General features: G+C 63.5%; 14 protein-coding genes and 2 pseudogenes. 10 read left to right on the top strand and 6 right to left on the bottom strand.

Annotated features, from left to right (window positions below):
- Window positions 1–55: 55 nt before the first annotated feature.
- Window positions 56–736 carry an isochorismatase family protein gene (locus HB778_RS14215; protein ID WP_183464437.1) on the top strand — a complete coding sequence of 227 codons (681 nt, stop codon included), beginning with the start codon at window positions 56–58 and terminating at the stop codon, window positions 734–736.
- Between the two features lie 12 nt (window positions 737–748).
- On the top strand, window positions 749–1,702 hold the full coding sequence (locus HB778_RS14210; protein ID WP_183464436.1) for an alpha/beta hydrolase: 954 nt from the start codon (window positions 749–751) through the stop codon (window positions 1,700–1,702).
- Here the strand turns inward: HB778_RS14210 and dnaQ are convergent.
- The 5 genes from dnaQ to HB778_RS14185 all read right to left on the bottom strand — a co-directional run bounded on the left by dnaQ (window position 1,697) and on the right by HB778_RS14185 (window position 5,754).
- Complete coding sequence (dnaQ, locus tag HB778_RS14205; protein WP_183464435.1) at window positions 1,697–2,425, bottom strand: DNA polymerase III subunit epsilon; 729 nt, start codon at window positions 2,423–2,425, stop codon at window positions 1,697–1,699. The genes HB778_RS14210 and dnaQ overlap by 6 nt on opposite strands.
- A gap of 220 nt (window positions 2,426–2,645) precedes the next feature.
- The gene (coaE, locus tag HB778_RS14200; protein WP_183464434.1) at window positions 2,646–3,227 is read right to left on the bottom strand and encodes a dephospho-CoA kinase; all 582 of its coding nucleotides are present in this window, start codon (window positions 3,225–3,227) and stop codon (window positions 2,646–2,648) included.
- A complete protein-coding gene (locus HB778_RS14195) occupies window positions 3,224–4,066 on the bottom strand; it encodes a shikimate dehydrogenase (RefSeq protein ID WP_183464433.1) in 843 nt (280 codons plus the stop codon). The genes coaE and HB778_RS14195 overlap by 4 nt, the downstream gene beginning before the upstream one ends.
- The gene (locus HB778_RS14190; RefSeq protein WP_183464432.1) at window positions 4,059–4,658 is read right to left on the bottom strand and encodes a Maf-like protein; all 600 of its coding nucleotides are present in this window, start codon (window positions 4,656–4,658) and stop codon (window positions 4,059–4,061) included. The genes HB778_RS14195 and HB778_RS14190 overlap by 8 nt, the downstream gene beginning before the upstream one ends.
- Before the next feature lie 274 nt (window positions 4,659–4,932).
- Window positions 4,933–5,754: a pyruvate, water dikinase regulatory protein gene (locus tag HB778_RS14185; protein WP_183464431.1), complete on the bottom strand. Its 822-nt coding sequence runs from the start codon at window positions 5,752–5,754 to the stop codon at window positions 4,933–4,935.
- A 405-nt stretch (window positions 5,755–6,159) separates the two neighbouring features.
- On the opposite strand from HB778_RS14185, the pseudogene hemE reads away from it, so the two are divergent.
- From hemE to rho, 3 genes and pseudogenes are all read left to right on the top strand, one after another.
- Window positions 6,160–7,192, top strand: a pseudogene (gene hemE, locus HB778_RS14180) (uroporphyrinogen decarboxylase).
- Window positions 7,192–7,728 carry a protoporphyrinogen oxidase HemJ gene (gene hemJ / locus HB778_RS14175; protein WP_183464430.1) on the top strand — a complete coding sequence of 179 codons (537 nt, stop codon included), beginning with the start codon at window positions 7,192–7,194 and terminating at the stop codon, window positions 7,726–7,728. Before hemE ends, hemJ begins: the two are co-directional and overlap by 1 nt.
- Before the next feature lie 163 nt (window positions 7,729–7,891).
- Complete coding sequence (gene rho / locus HB778_RS14170) at window positions 7,892–9,157, top strand: transcription termination factor Rho (RefSeq protein WP_095202590.1); 1,266 nt, start codon at window positions 7,892–7,894, stop codon at window positions 9,155–9,157.
- Between the two features lie 493 nt (window positions 9,158–9,650).
- Here the strand turns inward: rho and HB778_RS14165 are convergent.
- A pseudogene (locus HB778_RS14165) lies at window positions 9,651–11,668 on the bottom strand (thioredoxin domain-containing protein).
- 61 nt (window positions 11,669–11,729) lie between these two features.
- Between HB778_RS14165 and mnmE the strand changes: the two are divergent.
- The 5 genes from mnmE to HB778_RS14140 all read left to right on the top strand — a co-directional run bounded on the left by mnmE (window position 11,730) and on the right by HB778_RS14140 (window position 17,836).
- Window positions 11,730–13,061 carry a tRNA uridine-5-carboxymethylaminomethyl(34) synthesis GTPase MnmE gene (mnmE, locus tag HB778_RS14160; RefSeq protein WP_183464429.1) on the top strand — a complete coding sequence of 444 codons (1,332 nt, stop codon included), beginning with the start codon at window positions 11,730–11,732 and terminating at the stop codon, window positions 13,059–13,061.
- A 450-nt stretch (window positions 13,062–13,511) separates the two neighbouring features.
- Window positions 13,512–15,383: a tRNA uridine-5-carboxymethylaminomethyl(34) synthesis enzyme MnmG gene (gene mnmG, locus HB778_RS14155; RefSeq protein ID WP_183464428.1), complete on the top strand. Its 1,872-nt coding sequence runs from the start codon at window positions 13,512–13,514 to the stop codon at window positions 15,381–15,383.
- Complete coding sequence (gene rsmG, locus HB778_RS14150; protein WP_183464427.1) at window positions 15,380–16,012, top strand: 16S rRNA (guanine(527)-N(7))-methyltransferase RsmG; 633 nt, start codon at window positions 15,380–15,382, stop codon at window positions 16,010–16,012. Before mnmG ends, rsmG begins: the two co-directional genes overlap by 4 nt.
- 54 nt (window positions 16,013–16,066) lie before the next feature.
- A complete protein-coding gene (locus tag HB778_RS14145; RefSeq protein ID WP_095202594.1) occupies window positions 16,067–16,867 on the top strand; it encodes a ParA family protein in 801 nt (266 codons plus the stop codon).
- 81 nt (window positions 16,868–16,948) lie between these two features.
- Window positions 16,949–17,836 carry a ParB/RepB/Spo0J family partition protein gene (locus HB778_RS14140; protein WP_183464426.1) on the top strand — a complete coding sequence of 296 codons (888 nt, stop codon included), beginning with the start codon at window positions 16,949–16,951 and terminating at the stop codon, window positions 17,834–17,836.
- Window positions 17,837–18,116: the final 280 nt, after the last annotated feature.

Raw genomic sequence — 18,116 nt, 5'->3', positions numbered from 1 at the left:
TTTGCGCCAGCGCGCTGAACGGAACGGCCTTGGCCGCCAACCCGGGCGCCTCCGCATGAAAACTCCCATCTCCATCAAGCGCGGCACGGTGGCCGGTATCTTCATCGACCTGCAGGAAGAGCACCGGCAGGACCCGCGCTATCTGGTCGAGGGCTTTGCCGGCATCCTCGCCAACGTCCAGCGCCTGCAGGCGGCGGCGCGCGCAAACCATGTGCCGCTCCAGCACTGGGCCTATATCGTCGATCTCGACAAACAGGACCGGCCGTTTCATCCCGTCGGTGCCGACGGCAAGTCGGCCTTTTCCGACAAGAGCGACCCGCTGACCGAGATCTGCCATGAGGTGGCGCCGGCCAAGGACGAGACGCTGCTGGTCAAGGCGGAGGCCAGCGCCTTTCGCAGCGGCCCCGCCGCCGAGCGGCTCAAGGCCTCCGGCATCGAATGGCTTGTCGTCGCCGGCGTCTGGACCGAGGCCTGCATCGACGCGTCAGTAAAGGACGCCGTGACAAAGGGATTTCGCGTGCTGCTTGTCAAGGATGCCTGCGGCAGCGGCAGCGCGGCCATGCACCAGACCGGCATCCTCAACCTTGCCAACCGGCTCTATGGCGGCGCGGTCACCGACACGGAAGGCGCCTGCCGGCTGCTGGCTGGGGAGACGGTCACCGCCTGGCAAGTCGAGGGCTCGGTGCCGCTGCGCTTCACCTTCGATAATGCGGCGGCGCTCTACGCCGATCTATGACAGCAGAGCGACATGACCGGCCGCGAAAAATATGAAACACGGCTCGACCCGGCGCTGTGGGCATACATAGACAGCGTCAACGCCTGGTATCCGCCCGAGATCATCGGCCTGCCGATCGACAAGCAGCGCGCGGTCTATGACAGGATGTGCCGGGCTTTCCATAAGGGGCGTCCAGCCGGGGTCAAGGTCAGCGACGGCCTGGTCGCCGCCTCGGGCCACGGCATCCCGATCCGCCACTACCAGCTAACCGGCAAGGCCGCGCGGGCCATGGTGCTCTATTTCCATGGCGGCGGTTTCATCCTCGGCGGGCTCGACAGCCATGACGACATCTGCGCCGAGATCTGCGCCGGCAGCGGTTTCGACGTAGTGTCGGTCGACTACCGGCTGTCGCCGGAGCATGTCCACCCCGCCGCCTTCGACGATGCGATGGCCGCCTTCGCATGGGCGGCTGCAGCCAGCGACCTGCCGCTCATCTTGTGCGGCGAGAGCGCGGGCGGCAATCTGGCGGCGGCGGTGGCGCAAGCAACGCGCAAGCACGCCTCCGCCGCGATCGGCCAGGTTCTGATCTATCCCGGCCTCGGTGGCGACGAGGGCACCGGCTCCTATGTCGAACATGCCGAGGCGCCGCTGCTGTCCGTCGGCGACATCGCCTTCTACCGCGACGTCCGTGCGGCCAAGCGGCAATCGCCCGACGATCCGACATTTTCACCGCTGCGCGACAGCGACTTTTCCGGCCTGCCGCCGACGGTGATCATATCAGCCGAGTGCGACCCGCTATCGTCCGATGGCGAGGCCTATCGCGACCGCATCGTTGCGGCCGGGGGCAAGGCATGGTGGCATGAGGAGTCCAGACTCGTGCACAGTTTTTTGCGCGCCCGCACCACCGTGCCCGCTGCCGCCGAGGCATTCACGCGGATCATTGCCGCGATCGCGGCAATGGGGCGCGGTGAGTGGCCGTATTTATGAGGACGCCGCGGCGCCTGCTTCAGACGGATTGGCCTTCAGCCAGAGCGCCTTCTCGCCGAGCGTGGCGACCATGGCGGCGTGCGCCGCGCGCTCCGCTTCCGTCAGGCGCGGCAGCAGCGGCGCGGGCGCGCGCGCGGCGACGATGATTTCGATGTGCCTGACATTCTCGCCCTGCGCCGGCGCGGTGGCGCTGTCGAGGATAAGGGCTGCCTGCTTGCCGCCGATCAGCTCGATATAGACCTCGGCCAGCAATTCGGAATCGAGCAGCGCGCCGTGCTTGGTGCGCTTCGTGTTGTCGATGCCGTAGCGCCGGCAGAGCGCGTCGAGCGAATTGGGACCCATCGGATGCTTGCGGCGCGCCAGCGCCAGCGTATCGACGACTAAGCCGGGATCGATATTGGGGTGGCCGAGCCGGCCGAATTCGACATTGAGGAAGCCGATGTCGAAAGTGGCGTTGTGGGCGACCAGCTTGGCGCCGTCCGTGAAGGTCAGCCATTCCTCGGCAATGTCGGCAAAGGTCGGCTTGCCCTGAAGGTCCGCCGCGCTGATGCCGTGCACCGCCTGCGCCTCCTCATGGATCGCGCGGCCCTGCGGGTTGATGTAGTGGTGGAACGTCCTGCCGGTCGGGAAACGATTGACCAGCTCGACGCCGCCCAGCTCGATCACGCGGTCGTCGCGCGAATCAAGGCCGGTGGTTTCCGTGTCGAAGATGATCTCGCGCATCGAATCAGGTGCTCCTGAGGAGCAGAATCATGACACCGGAACAAAATGGCAATGGGCAATGCCCGTTTTCCCTTCTCCCCTTGTGGGAGAAGGTGTCGCCGAAGGCGACGGATGAGGGGTGCTCCAGGGAACGCCAACGTCTCACTCCGCTGGAACACCCCTCAACCGTCTCGGCGCTGCGCGCCGATCCACCTTCTCCCACAAGGGGAGAAGGAAAGCGTCAGCGCGAGAGTTCCCCAACGATCGCCTTGACCCGCGCCCGCGCCGCATCCAGACCCTGACCGGTGTCGATGACGAAATCCGCCAGCCTGCGTTTCTCCTCATCCGGCACCTGCTTGGCCAGGATCGCCGCCAGCTTTTCCTCGGTCATGCCCGGCCGCGCCAGCACGCGCTGGCGCTGGACTTCGGCGGGCGCGGTGACGACGACGACCTTGTCGACGCGGCCACGGCCGCCGGTTTCGAAGAGCAGCGGGATGTCGAGCACGGCGATCGATTCGCCGGCGGTACGATGCCTGGCCAGGAAGGCGTCAGCGTCGGCGCGGACCAGCGGATGGATGATGGTTTCCAGCCGCTTCAACGCGGCGGCATCGCCGAGCACACGCGCGCCAAGCTTGGCGCGGTCGACCACGCCGGCAACGGTCGTTCCGGGAAAGGCGGCCTCGACCAAAGGGGCAGCCACACCCGAATAAAGCCGATGCACAGCCTCGTCGGAATCGTGGACCGGCACGCCGGCCTCGGCAAACATTTTTGCCGTCGTCGATTTGCCCATGCCGATCGAGCCGGTGAGGCCGAGCACGATCATGGCTTCGGCACCAGATCGGCAACGATGATCGCGCGCAGCTCAGCCGTGACTTGCGGCCGGACACCGAACCAGTGTTCGAAGCCGGGCACGGCCTGATTGAGCAGCATGCCGAGGCCGTCGACCGTCCTCAGCCCCCTGGCGCGCGCGGCGGCGAGCAGCGGGGTTTCGAGCGGCACATAGACGAGGTCGGTGACGATGGCGTGGTCGGGCAGCAAAGCCGGATCGGCGGCGAGGCCTTCATTGCCGACCATGCCGAGCGCCGTGGTGTTGACCAGCAGGCCGGCGTCGGCCAGCAATTCGTTGGTCGCCGCCGTGCCATGCGCCGAGACGCCGGCGCCGAAACGATCGCGCAATTCCTGCGCCCGGGCGAGCGTGCGGTTGACGATGCGGATGTCACTGACACCGCGCTGCTTCAGCGCCTGGATGACGGCGCGGGATGCGCCGCCGGCGCCGAGCACGACCGCGGGGCCAGTATTCGCCCAGCCCGTCGCGTAATCATCAAGGTTGGCGGCGAAGCCGTGGCCATCGGTGTTGCCGCCCCACAAGACACCGTCCTCGAACCACAGCGTGTTGACGGCGCCGATCTCTCCGGCCGCCTGGTCGCGGCGATGAGCAAGCGCGAAGGCGGCTTCCTTGTGCGGAATGGTGACATTGCCGCCGCGAAACCCGTTTGCCTGCAAAGTGCCGATGAAGTCGGCAAAATCCTGCGGCGCCACATCGATCGCCTCGTAGCTGCCGTCGATGCCGTGTTTTGCCAGCCAGTGGCCATGGATCTTCGGCGAGCGCGAATGCTTGATCGGATGGCCGGTGACAAAAGCCTTCTTCGTTGCCTCAGCCATCGATGGCTCCCAGCGTGCGCAGTTCAACCAGCAGCGGCAAAAGCGGCAGGCCGACTATCGTGAAATGGTCGCCCTCGATCTTCTCGAACAGCTGGATGCCTTCGCCTTCGATCTGGTAGGCGCCGACGCTGGTCAGCGCCTTGGCGCCGACACGGGCGAGATGCCGGCCGATGAAACCGGGGTCGAGCTTGCGCATGGTCATGCCGGCGATGCCGACATGGCGCCATAACACTTTGCCGTCTCGGACAAGGACCGCGGCACTGTTGAGCTGATGGGTCTGGCCCGACAGCGCCAGAAGATGGCGGCGCGCACCTTCCATGTCGGCCGGCTTGTGGAACACTTCGTCGCCGAGTGACAAAGTCTGATCGCAGCCGAGCACCAGCGCGCCGGGCCTGCGTTCGCTCACCTCGGTGGCCTTGGCCTCGGCCAGCACCAAGGCGACATCCTCGGGCGAAACGCCGCTGTCCTGCAATGGCGCCTCGAGCGCGCGTTCGTCGACATCGGCCGGGACGGCTTCGACGTCGATGCCGGCATTGAGAAGCATCGCCTTGCGGAACGAACTGCCTGAGGCGAGGATGATTTTTTCGGTCATGGCCTGTGTGCCTGGTTGATCGCCGTTAATTGCGGCAGGGAGGTCGCGTCCGGTCGAACCGACCCCCTCTGGCCTGCCGGCCATCTCCCCCTCAAGGGGGAGATCGGCAGCTTCGGCGCCTCGCCATACTTGCAACGTTGAAAGTTGGCGAAAGCAATGAGGCGCTTGATCTCCCTCCTTGAGGGGGAGATGGCCGGCAGGCCAGAGGGGGTCGGGTCGACTGGGCGCGACCTTCTTGCAACAGATGAAAGCGCGCGTGAAGGATCGCGACATTTTACCTGTTCTTCCCCCGCAGGGCAACGATGGCCGCCGCCGTTTCCTCGATCGAGCGGCGGCTGACGTCGATCATCGGCCAGCCGTGGCGCGTGCAGATCTGGCGGGCGTAGGCGAGCTCCTCGGTGATGGCCGCGCGGTCGACATAGTCCGATGCCTCGTAGGTGCTGCTGTTGCCGAGGACGCGGTTTTGCCGGACATGCGAGATGCGCTCGGCGGTGGCGATCAGCCCGACGATCAGCGGCTTGGACGCGCTGACCAAGCTTTCCGGCACCGGCACGCCAAGCACGATCGGGATGTTGGCGGTCTTGATGCCGCGGTTGGCGAGATAGATGCTGGTCGGCGTCTTCGACGTCCGCGAAATGCCGATCAGCACGATGTCGGCATCGTCCATATTGGCCGGCAGCTGGCCGTCATCATGCTCCATGGTGAAGTTCAGCGCATCGATGCGGCGGAAATATTCGGCGTCGAGGACGTGCTGGGCGCCGACGCGGCGGCCGGCCGGCGTGCCGAGATAGGACTGGAAAACGGTGAGCACCGGCTCCAGCACCGACACACAGGGCAGGCCCATGGTGGCGCAGCGCTCGTCAATGCCGCGCGCCAGCTTCTGGTCGACGACCGTATAGAGGATGATGCCCGGCTCCTCCTCGATGTCCTCGAACACCTTGGCCACCTGCTTTTCGGTGCGGATGAGCGGATAGATATGTTCGATGGCCCGCGCGTCCTTGTATTGCGCCGAGGCTGCCCGCCCGGCGGCGAGCAGCGTTTCGCCGGTCGCGTCGGAAATCAGGTGCAGGTGAAAGAAGCTCTGGGGTTTGTTCACAGGGGACACCTGGGGCTGTGGGCTTGTGTGGATAAAGCGGGACAGAAAGAGAAGCCGGTCGGAGGCGACTGTATCAGATGGCAGTTTGTCCACAATTCGCTGTGCTGTCAGCTTCGTCGGGCGGCTGGGGACAAGTCTGGGGACCAGTTTTCTTGCCCTGCATCCGTCCACAGGGCCGACTTTTCCCGGAGCATCCTAAGGCTTTGACTCCAGTGGCGGATTCCGAACTATCCCCAGAACCCTACATCCGGGAGAACGAAGCGCGCGACAATATGCTTGCTGGTGTTTTTCGGGGCAAAGCGGGACAGGTGACAACCACCACAACCAACAGACTCTTAGAATCAGAAGAATCTTAGATATAAGAATCTTTAAGATTATAGGCAGGCTGGGAGAGGCGAACGCTCAATGCCCAAAAGCCGGATCATGCTGGACGTCCTCAAGGGCGAGGCTCATTTTCCGCCTCCGCTCTGGATGATGCGCCAGGCCGGGCGCTATCTGCCGGAATATCGTGAAACACGCAGGCGGGCGGGTTCGTTCCTCGACCTCTGCTATGATCCCGACCTGGCCGTCGAAGTGACGCTGCAGCCGATCGAGCGCTTCGGCTTCGATGCATCGATCCTGTTCTCGGACATTCTTGTCGTTCCGCATGCGCTTGGCCGCGATGTTCGCTTCGAGGAGGGAAGAGGGCCGCTGCTGACGCCGATCTCGGTTGCCGAGATCATGGCTCTGGAAAGCGATGTGTTTCACGTGAATCTCGAACCGGTCTACGAGACGGTTCGCCGGTTGCGGGCCAAACTGCCCGACGAAACAACGCTGATCGGCTTCTGCGGCGCGCCCTGGACGGTGGCGACCTATATGATTGCCGGCCATGGAACGCCCGACCAGGCACCGGCGCGGCTGTTCGCCTATCGCGAGCCGGTGGCGTTTCAACAGCTGCTGAAAGTGTTGGCCGATCATTCGGCGGCCTATCTGATCCGGCAGATCGAAGCCGGCGCCGACGTTGTGCAGATTTTCGATTCCTGGTCCGGCGTGCTCGACGATGCGTCGTTCGACCAGTTTTGCGTCTGGCCGGTGGCCGAGATCGTCCGGCAGGTTCGTGCGGTCCATCCCGATGTGCCGATCATCGGTTTCCCCCAAGGGCGCTGGCGCGCGCTACCGCACCTATCGCCAGAAGACCGGCGTAACGGGCCTGGGGATCGACTGGACGGTGCCGCTGGCTGCGGCGAAGGATCTGCAGCGCTCGGGTGCGGTCCAGGGCAATCTCGATCCCTTGCGCCTCGTGGCTGGCGGCAAAGCGCTATCCGACGGTGTCGAGACGATCCTGAAAGCGTTGGGTGACGGACCGCTGATCTTCAATCTCGGCCACGGCATCACGCCGGAGACGCCGATAGCGCATGTCGAGGCGATGGTGAAACAGGTGAGGAGCGCGACACGCTGATGGCCCAGATGAACAACACGAACAGCACAGGCCAGGCGATGATGCGCATGACTATCGGGATCGGTGTCCTGATTGTGCTGACGGCGCTTTTGTTTTTCTTCGCATCCGACAGTTTCTATCCCTGGGCGAAGGCGATCCATATCCTTGCCGTCATTTCGTGGATGGCCGGTATGCTCTATCTGCCGCGGCTGTTCGTCTATCACGTCGATGCCGAGAAAGGGTCGGTGCAGTCGGAAACGTTCAAGGTGATGGAGCGGCGCCTGCTGCGCGGCATCATCAATCCGGCGATGATCGTCACCTGGGTGTTCGGGCTGTGGCTTGCCTGGAAAGTGTTTGGATTCCACGGCGGCTGGCTGCATGCCAAGATCGGTTTGGTGCTTCTGTTGTCCGCCGTTCACGGCTATCTCGCCGGCGCGGTGCGCAAATTCGCCGAGGACCGCAATGAAAAGCCCGCGAAGCACTGGCGGATCGTCAACGAGATCCCCACATTGCTGATGATTGCTATTGTGATCCTGGTTGTCGTCAAGCCGTTCTGAGGCCGATCAGGCCTCGTAAAACGCGGCTTGCTCTTTCACCCGACCGACGATAAAAGACGGGTCTTCCTTCCCGTCATGCGCCGCCCTTCATTGTTTTTGGCCGCGCCCGGCATTTGTCGCATCCCGCCGCTATTTTTTCCCAAAGCTCACCCAGAGTCCGTCTATGCAAGAAATGAAACTTACCGAATTCAAGAACAAGAAGCCGCCAGAGCTGATCGCTTATGCCGAATCGCTCGAGGTCGAGAACGCCAGCGTCATGCGCAAGCAGGAGCTGATGTTCGCGATCCTGAAGAAGCTGGCCGCCCAGGACGTCGAGATCATCGGCGATGGCGTGGTCGAGGTGCTCCAGGACGGGTTCGGCTTCCTGCGCTCGGCCAATGCCAACTATCTGCCAGGTCCCGACGACATCTATATTTCGCCGTCGCAGATCCGGCGCTTTTCGCTGAAAACCGGCGATACGGTCGAAGGACCGATCCGCAGCCCGAAGGAGGGCGAGCGCTATTTCGCGCTGCTCAAGGTCAACACCATCAATTTCGACGATCCCGAGAAGATCCGTCACAAGATCCACTTCGACAATCTGACGCCGCTCTATCCGACGTCGCGGCTGAAGATGGAAATGGAGGTTCCGACCTCCAAGGATATTTCGCCGCGCGTCATCGACTTGGTGGCGCCGCTCGGCAAGGGCCAGCGCGCTCTGATCGTGGCGCAGCCGCGTACCGGTAAGACGGTGCTGCTGCAAAACATCGCCCACTCCATCACCACCAACCATCCCGAATGCTATCTGATCGTGCTTTTGATCGACGAGCGGCCGGAAGAAGTGACCGACATGCAGCGCTCGGTGAAGGGCGAGGTCGTGTCCTCGACCTTCGACGAACCAGCGGTGCGCCACGTCCAGGTCGCCGAAATGGTCATCGAAAAGGCCAAGCGCCTGGTCGAGCATGGCCGCGACGTCGTCATCCTGCTCGATTCCATCACCCGCCTCGGCCGCGCCTACAACACCGTGGTTCCGTCCTCCGGCAAGGTGCTGACCGGCGGTGTCGACGCCAACGCTCTGCAGCGGCCGAAGCGCTTCTTCGGTGCTGCCCGCAACATCGAGGAAGGTGGTTCGCTGACCATCATCGCCACCGCGCTGATCGACACCGGCAGCCGCATGGACGAAGTCATCTTCGAAGAGTTCAAGGGCACCGGCAATTCGGAAATCGTGCTCGACCGCAAGGTCGCCGACAAGCGTATCTATCCGGCCATGGATATCCTGAAGTCCGGTACCCGCAAGGAAGACCTGCTGGTTCCGCGCTCGGACCTGCAGAAGATCTTCGTGCTGCGCCGCATCCTGGCGCCAATGGGGACCACCGACGCGATCGAGTTCCTCATCGACAAGCTGAAGCAGACCAAGACCAACGGCGATTTCTTCGATTCGATGAACACGTAGGGTATAGCCGAACCTTTCCGGCCTGCGAATTGAAACCCCGTTCCGGGAAACCGGGATGGGGTTTTTCATTGCCTGGGGTTAGGTCTGCATTACCGTGGCGGCAAGTTGCCCAAGTCGGCGCCGCCCCTCATTGCCCTGCCGGGCATTTCTCCCCGCGAAGCGGCTGCGCTATGCGCACATTTTCTTTGACGTGACTGATCAGCCCGGGGGCTTGATTGCCACGTGGTTCCCCCCAATCCGTCGCTGCTTCGCAGCGCCACCTTCCCCCCTCCGGAGGGAAAGGAAGGGAGCCTCATTGGAAAAGCGCTGACGGCAATAGGCTCAGGCCCTTCCTCTGCCCCGTCGATCGGGGGAGAGGTGGCTCGGCGAAGCCGAGACGGAGTGGGGGTCGACCAGCGCAGCATAAGACAATGCATGCGCCAAGCTGCATGCGGGGCAGCGCTGACGCTTGGTATGTGAAGCAACGGGCCGTCGGCGTAGCCTTCCGGCTCTTCTAGCCTCGACTCAACAACCGCTCCAACTCTCCTGCATCCGTCACCACAGGCAAACACACCTGCCCGGTACAAAGCCAGGCACCCATCTTCTCCGTCGGCGGTAGAATCCCCCAGGCAGCAAGGGTCGATTCGTTTCCGAACCGATTGCGACAACAATGTCGACTCGACGCGGGTCGGGGCATCGATTTGCAACCGGAATGAGCTTTGGATCATCCAGACTGTCCACGATGACCAGTTTCAGCGGCTCGATCGCCAGCGAGCATGCATTGACGATGCCCGCCTGGCCATAGGCCTGATGCGCCGCGCGGCCTGCCGCGTGCTCGGCAATCTTCCAGGCTTTTTCCCCGAGGTCGAGGTCGCCGGTAACCGAAGCGAGCCGCACCAGCGCCTGGATGATCTGGCTGGTGGCCGAGGAAATGGCTTCGTCGACATCGCCTCGGATGCGGATCGGCACGTCGGTGCTGTCCGATGCGGTCAGATAATAGCCTGTGCCGGCGGCGTCGGCGTGCCAATGGTCGAGCTGTTCGATGAACTGCTTCGCCTGGTCGATATAGCTCCAATCACCTGATGCCTCGAACAGCGCGATCGCCGCATTGGCCATGGCGGCATAGTCGATCGACAGAGCGGGGAACAATTTCCTGGCGCCGAGCATGGAATGCGGTAAGCGGCCGTCTCGGCTGGAACCGCTGATATGAGCAAAAGCCTTGGCCGCGGCCTCGATCCAGTCGGGCCGGCGCAGCGAGCGGCCGGCCTCGGCAAGTGCCGCGATCATCAGGCCGTTCCAGTCGGTGAGGGTCTTTGCATCCAGACCCGGCCTGACCCGCTCTTCCCGGGCAGTGAGAAGTCTTACCTTGAGCGGGATGAGTTTGTCGCGATCGGCTACGCCCTGGGCCTGTTGGGCGCGGGTTTGATGGACCACCGGTTTGCCTTCCCAGCCATGCGGGCTGGAAAGCGTGAAGTATTTGAAAAACAAGGCTGAATCGTCCCCAAGGACGGCTTCGATCTCTTGTCTGCTCCAGGTGTAGAAAAGACCCTCCTCACCATCGCTGTCGGCGTCGAGGCTGGCAGCGAAGGCACCTCCGTCGACGCGCATTTCGCGCAGCAGCCAGTCGACGGTCTCTTCGATTCGTACCCGGAACAAATCATTGCCGCTCGCCGAAAAGGCCCAGGTGCAGAAGCGGATCAGCTCCGCATTGTCGTAGAGCATCTTCTCGAAATGCGGCACCAGCCATTCGGCATCGGTCGAGTAGCGGCTGAGCCCGCCGCCAATGTGGTCATAGATGCCGCCGCTCAGCATATGTTCGAGGCTGACAAGCACGTCGTCGCGATGCGTGGCGTTGCCGTCGCGCAGCCAGGACAGCCACAGCGTCAGCATGAATGGCGCGTTGGGGAATTTCGGCGCGCCGCGCAGGCCGCCAAGATCGCGGTCGATCATGCCGTCGATGCGGCCGGCGAGGTCGGTGAGCGTGCCGCGGTCCAGGCTCTGCTTGGCATGCGTGCCGGAGAGGCGCGCCTCGACATGGGAGGTCAGGCCGTCGGCGCTCTGATGCAGGCTGTCGCGCTTCTCGCGCCACGCCTTGTCGACCGCTTCCATCACCTGGATGAATCCAGGCCGGCCATAGCGCGCCTCGCGCGGAAAATAGGTGCCGCCCCAGAATGGCTTGCCGTCCGGTGTCAGGAACATGGTCAGAGGCCAGCCGCCTTGCTCGCCCATCGAGGACAGTGCGGCCATATAGATCTGGTCGATGTCGGGACGCTCCTCGCGGTCGACCTTGATATTGACGAACAGACGGTTCATGACGGCGGCGACGCCGTCATTCTCGAAGCTTTCGTGGGCCATGACATGGCACCAGTGGCAGGCGGCATAGCCGACGGACAGCAGGATCGGGCGATCGAGCGTCTTGGCTTCTTCGAGGGAAGCCGGCGACCAGGCCCGCCAGTGGACGGGATTGCCGCTGTGCTGCTGCAGATAGGGGCTGGCTTCTTCGGCGAGCAGGTTTTGCGCGGGCAATGTCACGATGAGGAAACTCGGGTTGTTTTGAGGGCGCGAGGCTAGGGCGGTTCAACAGAGCGGGCAAATGATTTCAGGCGATTCGATCGTTGCGCTGTCGAGCGGCCGGCTTCCGGCCGGCGTTGCCGTGCTGCGTATTTCCGGCCCGCAGACTCGATTCGTGGTCGAAACGATCGCCGGCGGCATGGTTAAGGAGCGTGCGGCGGTTCTGCGCAAGTTCAGGGCGCCGGATGGAACCGTGCTGGACAGCGGCCTGGTTGTCTTCTTTCCCGGGCCGGCCAGCTTCACCGGTGAGGATGTCGCCGAATTCCATGTCCATGGCGGACGCGCCGTCGTGGCCAGGATGCTGGAGATCATCAGTGGCTTTGACGGCGTCAGGCACGCCGAACCCGGCGAATTCACGCGCCGGGCCTTTCTCAACGGTAAGGTCGATCTGGTCGAGACCGAGGCGCTGGCCGATCTGGTCAACGCCGAGACCGAGGCGCAGCGGCGCTTTGCCGTCCAGAATGCGGAGGGCGTCCAGAGCGAGCTTTATTTGACATGGCGCCGCCGGCTGATCCATGCGCGCGCCATGATCGAGGCGGAGATCGACTTTGCCGATGAGGACGATGTGCCGGGATCCGTTTCGGATACGGTCTGGTCCGATGTCCGGACGATGATCGGCGAGATCGACCGCCACATCGCTGGGTTCCATGCGGCCGAAATCATCCGCGACGGCTTCGAGGTCGTCATTCTTGGCGCGCCGAACGCCGGCAAGTCGAGTCTGTTCAACGCCTTGGCGCGGCGCGATGCAGCTATTGTAACGGATGAGCCAGGCACGACCCGCGATCTGCTCGAAGTGACGCTGGATCTCGGCGGGCTGCGCGTCAGGCTGACGGACACGGCTGGGCTGCGCGACGCGCCGGGCAAAGTCGAGGCGATCGGCATCGAGAAGGCACGGGCCAAGGCCGACCGCGCCGATCTCATGCTGCTGCTGGAAGATAGTTTGTCTCCCGGGGATATTGGCCCGCTGCCGGGCAAGGCACCCCTCTTGCGGGTCGGCACCAAGCTCGATCTTTTGGATCCGCAGACGGTTCAGGATGCGGAGGCTCGATATGACGTCGTCATTTCCGTTGTAAGCGGGGTCGGCGTGGAGGTGCTGCTGGCGGAGATCGGTCGACGAGCGGCGGATGCGGCAGGCACCGTTGGAGATATCCTGCCGTCCCGCCTGCGTCATGTCGAACTGCTCGGCGAGGCGAATCGCCATCTGCTTCGCGCCGCCGATGACGGCGCCGCTGGCCAGGAATTGCGCGCCGAAGAGTTGCGGCTGGCGGCGGAGAGCCTCGGCCGAATCGTTGGCGCGATTGATGTCGAGGATATGCTCGACGTGATTTTCGGGCAGTTCTGCATCGGGAAATGATTCACGTGAAACAAGCGCTTGGTCGAAGACCAGCCCTGCTGCTCGGTGCTGATAACTGGCAGCGACACCAACGGCTTAGTCATCCTAGGGCGAAGCAAGGAGCGAAGCGACGCGGCGCAGACCCTAGGATCCATTCCGGGACTCCAACGCGTCGCGACGGCCCAGAATTCTGCTCCGTTGCACCCGTCAGCAAGGTCGCGGCATGGATCCTCGGGTCTCCGCGACGCCACTTCGTGGCTGCTCCGCCCGTGGATGACGAAGTTAGGAACGCGTCGTCATCCCTGGCTGTGACTCACGCGAAACAATCGCAAGAGCCATGACTCACGTGAAACATCCGCCGAACGTGGCCCTCACCCTGTTTCACGTGAAACTTGCCGCGAAGTTTTCTTGACAGCTTGGCCCTGCGGGGACATGTGTCCCTCTATCTCTATTGAGTCCAGGAAATTTGAAATGACCGATCACTATGATGTGGTTGTGGTGGGCGGCGGCCATGCGGGGTGCGAGGCGGCCAGCGCTGCCGCGCGCGCCGGCGCCAAAACCGCGCTGGTGACGCTCCGATTCGACACGATCGGCGTGATGTCGTGCAATCCGGCGATCGGTGGGCTCGGCAAGGGTCACCTGGTCCGCGAGATCGATGCCATGGACGGGCTGATGGGCCGTGTGGCGGATGCCGCCGGGATTCAGTTCCGTTTGCTCAATCGGCGCAAGGGCCCGGCGGTGCGCGGGCCACGCACGCAGGCCGACAGGAAGCTCTATCGCCTGGCGATGCAGGAAGCGATTCGGCAGCAGAACGATCTCGATGTCGTCGAGGCCGAGGTTCTGGATTTCGAGATCGATGAAGGACGGATCGCCGCTGTTCTCCTGGCCGACGGCCGCAGGCTTGCTTGCGGCGCCGTGGTGCTGACCACCGGGACCTTCCTGCGCGGCCTCATTCATATTGGCGAGAAGAAGATCGTCGCCGGGCGCATGAACGAGCAGGCAAGCCTTGGTCTGTCGGCGACGATGGCCCGCGCCGGCTTCAAGCTCGGTCGGCTGAAGACCGGCACGCCGCCGCGACTGGACGGAAAGACCATCGACTGGGCGTCGCTCGAGAGCCAGGCGGCGGATGAAGATCCCGTGCCGTTCTCGCTGATGACCGACCGCATCGACACACCGCAGATCGACTGTGGCATCACGCGCACGACAACGGCCACGCATGATCTGATCCGCGCCAATCTCGGCCGCTCCGCTATGTATTCCGGCTCGATCGAAGGCGTTGGCCCGCGCTATTGCCCGTCGATCGAGGACAAGATCGTCAAGTTCGGCGACCGGGACGGCCATCAGATCTTTCTCGAGCCGGAAGGGCTGGACGACGACACCGCCTATCCCAACGGGATTTCGACCTCGCTGCCTGAAGATGTGCAACTCGACATCCTGAAGACCATTCCCGGGCTGGAGCGAGCGATCATGCTGCAGCCCGGCTATGCCATTGAATATGATCATGTCGATCCGCGCGAGCTGCATCAGACGCTGGAAACCAAGCGCGTCGGTGGGCTCTTCCTCGCCGGGCAGATCAACGGCACGACAGGCTATGAGGAAGCGGCCGGTCAAGGCCTGCTCGCCGGCCTTAACGCGGCGCGTCGAGCGTCAGGCGGCGAGGAAATTATGCTCAGCCGCACCGAGGCCTATATCGGCGTTATGGTCGACGATTTGACCAGCCGCGGCATCAGTGAACCCTATCGCATGTTCACCTCGCGCGCCGAATTCCGGCTGTCGCTGCGCGCCGACAATGCTGATGAGCGGCTGACGCCGCTCGCGGAGAAGCTGGGGATCGCCTCGGCGCAACGCATGCGGCGCTATGGTGATGTCATGCAGCGGCTCGACGCGGCGCGGGAGCTGGCGAAGTCGCTGGCGATGACGCCCAATGAAGCGGCGCGGCACGGGCTGGAGATCAACCGCGACGGCGTGCGGCGCTCCGGCTACGAGTTGCTGGCCTATCCCGATGTCGATGTCGCCTGGCTGGCCAGGGTCGAGCCGAAGTTTGCTGCCATCGATGGCAAGACCGCGGAGCGGCTCGAAACGGAGGCGAAATATTCGGTCTATCTCGATCGGCAGCAGAGCGATGTGGCGCAGATCCGTCACGAGGAGAGCCGCCTGATCCCCGAGACCATCGACTTCGCCGGCGTGCCCGGCCTGTCCAACGAACTGAAGCAGAAGATGCAGGCGCGGCGGCCGCGTTCCATTGCCGATGCGCAGCGCATGGAGGGCATGACGCCGGCGGCATTGGCGATCATTGTTGCGCATGTCCGGCATTATGAAAGTGCGCAGAGAGACGTTGCGTGAGTTCTTTCTCCCTAGAGAGCCTGCAGGGCGCGGCCGGCCCGGTTTCACGTGAAACATTCGATCGCCTGGTGGCGTTTGAAGCCATGTTCCAGAAATGGAATCGCAGCATCAATCTCGTGGCGCAGTCGACCGCAGGCGATGTCTGGCAGCGCCACATCCTCGACAGCGCGCAACTGGCGCGCATAGAGCCCAATGCCACACGTTGGGTCGACATTGGTTCGGGCGGCGGATTTCCGGGCCTGGTCATGGCTTTCCTGCTCGCCGACCGTCCGGGAGCCAGCATCGATCTGGTGGAAAGCAACCGCAAAAAGGCGTCGTTCCTGCAGACCGTCATTGGCCAGTTCAGCCTGCCGGCGCGGGTCGTGGCGCGCCGCATAGAGGACAGCCATGCGCTTGTTCCTGCGCCACAAATCGTCACGGCACGGGCTCTGGCCTCGCTTTCGGTCCTGTTGGATCTGTCGGCGCCGTGGCTGACGGCCGGCGCGCGCGGGCTGTTCCACAAAGGCCGGGATTATCGCGCCGAAGTGCAAGAAAGCGTTAACCGATGGGCCTTTGATCTGGTAGAACATCCCAGTGTGACGGACCCCCATGGCGTCATCCTGGAACTGTCTGACCTGCGACCTGTCTGATCCCGATCTGTCGGGCTATTTGGCGACCCAAAAATGAATTTCTGGCATAAACCCATGATGAAAAACGGCCCCCGAATCATCACCGTAGCCAACCAGAAGGGCGGGGTCGGCAAGACCACCACCGCCATCAATCTGGCCACCGCTTTGGCCGCGATCGGCGAAAAGGTGCTGATCGTCGACCTTGATCCGCAAGGCAACGCCAGCACCGGCCTCGGCATCGACCGCAAGGACCGCACCGTCTCTTCCTATGACGTTCTGACCGGCGAATTGGAGCTGGAGGCCGCGGCCATCCCGACCGCGGTGCCGGGCCTGTCGATCGTGCCGTCGACGCTCGATCTGCTTGGCATCGAAATGGAGATCGCCTCGGCGCCCGACCGCGTGCTGCGGCTGCGCAATGCCTTGAATGCCGCAACGGCGCGTGCAGCCGGCTTCGGCTATGTGCTGATCGACTGCCCGCCGTCGCTCAATCTTCTCACGCTCAATTCGATGGCGGCGGCCGATTCGGTGCTGGTGCCACTGCAATGCGAGTTCTTCGCGCTCGAAGGCTTGAGCCAGTTGCTGGAAACCGTCGAGCAGGTGCGCCGCTCGATCAATCCGGACCTCACCATCCAGGGCATCGTGCTGACCATGTATGACGGCCGCAACAATCTCGCCAACCAGGTGGTGCAGGATGTCCGCCAGCATATGGGCGACAAGGTCTACGAGACCATCATTCCGCGCAATGTGCGGGTGTCGGAGGCGCCATCCTACGGCAAGCCCGCGATCCTCTATGATTTGAAGTGTTCTGGAAGCCAGGCCTATCTGCAGCTGGCCTCGGAAGTGATCCGCCGCGAGCGCAAATTGCGCGCCGCTTGATTAGATCGGATGCATAATTAACAGCCGATTCGATACCGAAACGATCCGAAGACAATCATCTAAAATAGACTTGGAATTGAGATGAGCGAAGACCTTTCGAGGAAAAGACTGGGCCGTGGCCTGGCAGCACTGATCGGCGAGATCGATCGCCCGGCGGCACCGGAAAAGCCCGGCATGAGCGCCGACGGCAAGGTGCCGATCGAGTTCCTCAGCCCCAATCCGAAAAATCCGCGCCGGCATTTTGGCGACGCCGAACTGACCGACCTCGCCCAGTCGATCCGCGAACATGGCGTGGTGCAGCCGGTGGTGGCGCGGCCGTCGCCGACGCAGGCGGGCCGCTACGAGATCATCGCCGGTGAGCGGCGCTGGCGGGCGGCCCAGCGCGCCGGGCTGAGCGAGATCCCGGTCATCATCCGCGAGGTCAATGACCGCACCGCGCTCGAGCTGGCGATCATCGAGAACGTCCAACGCGCCGATCTCAACGCGGTCGAGGAGGCGCAGGGCTACCAGCAGCTGATCGACGAGCACGGCTACACCCAGGCCGATCTCGGCAATGTCATCGGCAAGAGCCGCAGCCATGTCGCCAACACGCTCAGGCTGCTGAAGCTGCCGGAGGTGATCCGCGACATGCTGGTCGACGGCGCGCTGTCGGCCGGCCACGCCCGCACGCTGGTGACGGCCGAGGATCCGGCCGGCCTTGCCAAGCGCATCGTCGAAGAGGGCCTTTCGGTGCGCCAGGCCGAAGCGCTGGCGCAGATGCCGGCCGGCCCGACGCCGGCCAAGCCAAAACAGGCGCAGGCCGCGCCGGAAAAGGACACCGACACGCTGGCGCTGGAAAAGCTGCTGACCGATACGATCGGCATGATCGTGGCCATCGATCACAAGGGCAAGGGCGGCGAACTGCGGGTGTCCTATCGGTCGCTGGAGCAGCTGGATGAGCTGTGCCGGAGATTGAAGCAGGAGCGGTAGTTAGCCGGCGAATTTATTGACTTCCCTTCTCCCCTTGTGGGAGAAGGTGTCGCCGACGGCGACGGATGACGGATGCTCCAGGGAAAGCCGACGCCTCACTCCGCTGGAACACCCCTCATCCGTCTCGCCGCTGCGCGGCGATCCACCTTCTCCCGCAAGGGGAGAAGGAAAGAAGCCCCTGTCGCCAGCCCTGGCGCCCGCGGCTTGACAGTACCGGGCAACGGCGTAACCTCGATTAGATATGGCTTAAATTAATGCCCTGGCGTGCCGGTCAGTCGCG

The sequence above is a fragment of the Mesorhizobium huakuii genome, assembly GCF_014189455.1.
Classification (GTDB): Bacteria; Pseudomonadota; Alphaproteobacteria; order Rhizobiales; family Rhizobiaceae; genus Mesorhizobium; species Mesorhizobium huakuii_A.
Note: the sequence above shows the minus strand (reverse complement) of the source record. Positions and strands in the feature narration are given on the sequence as shown.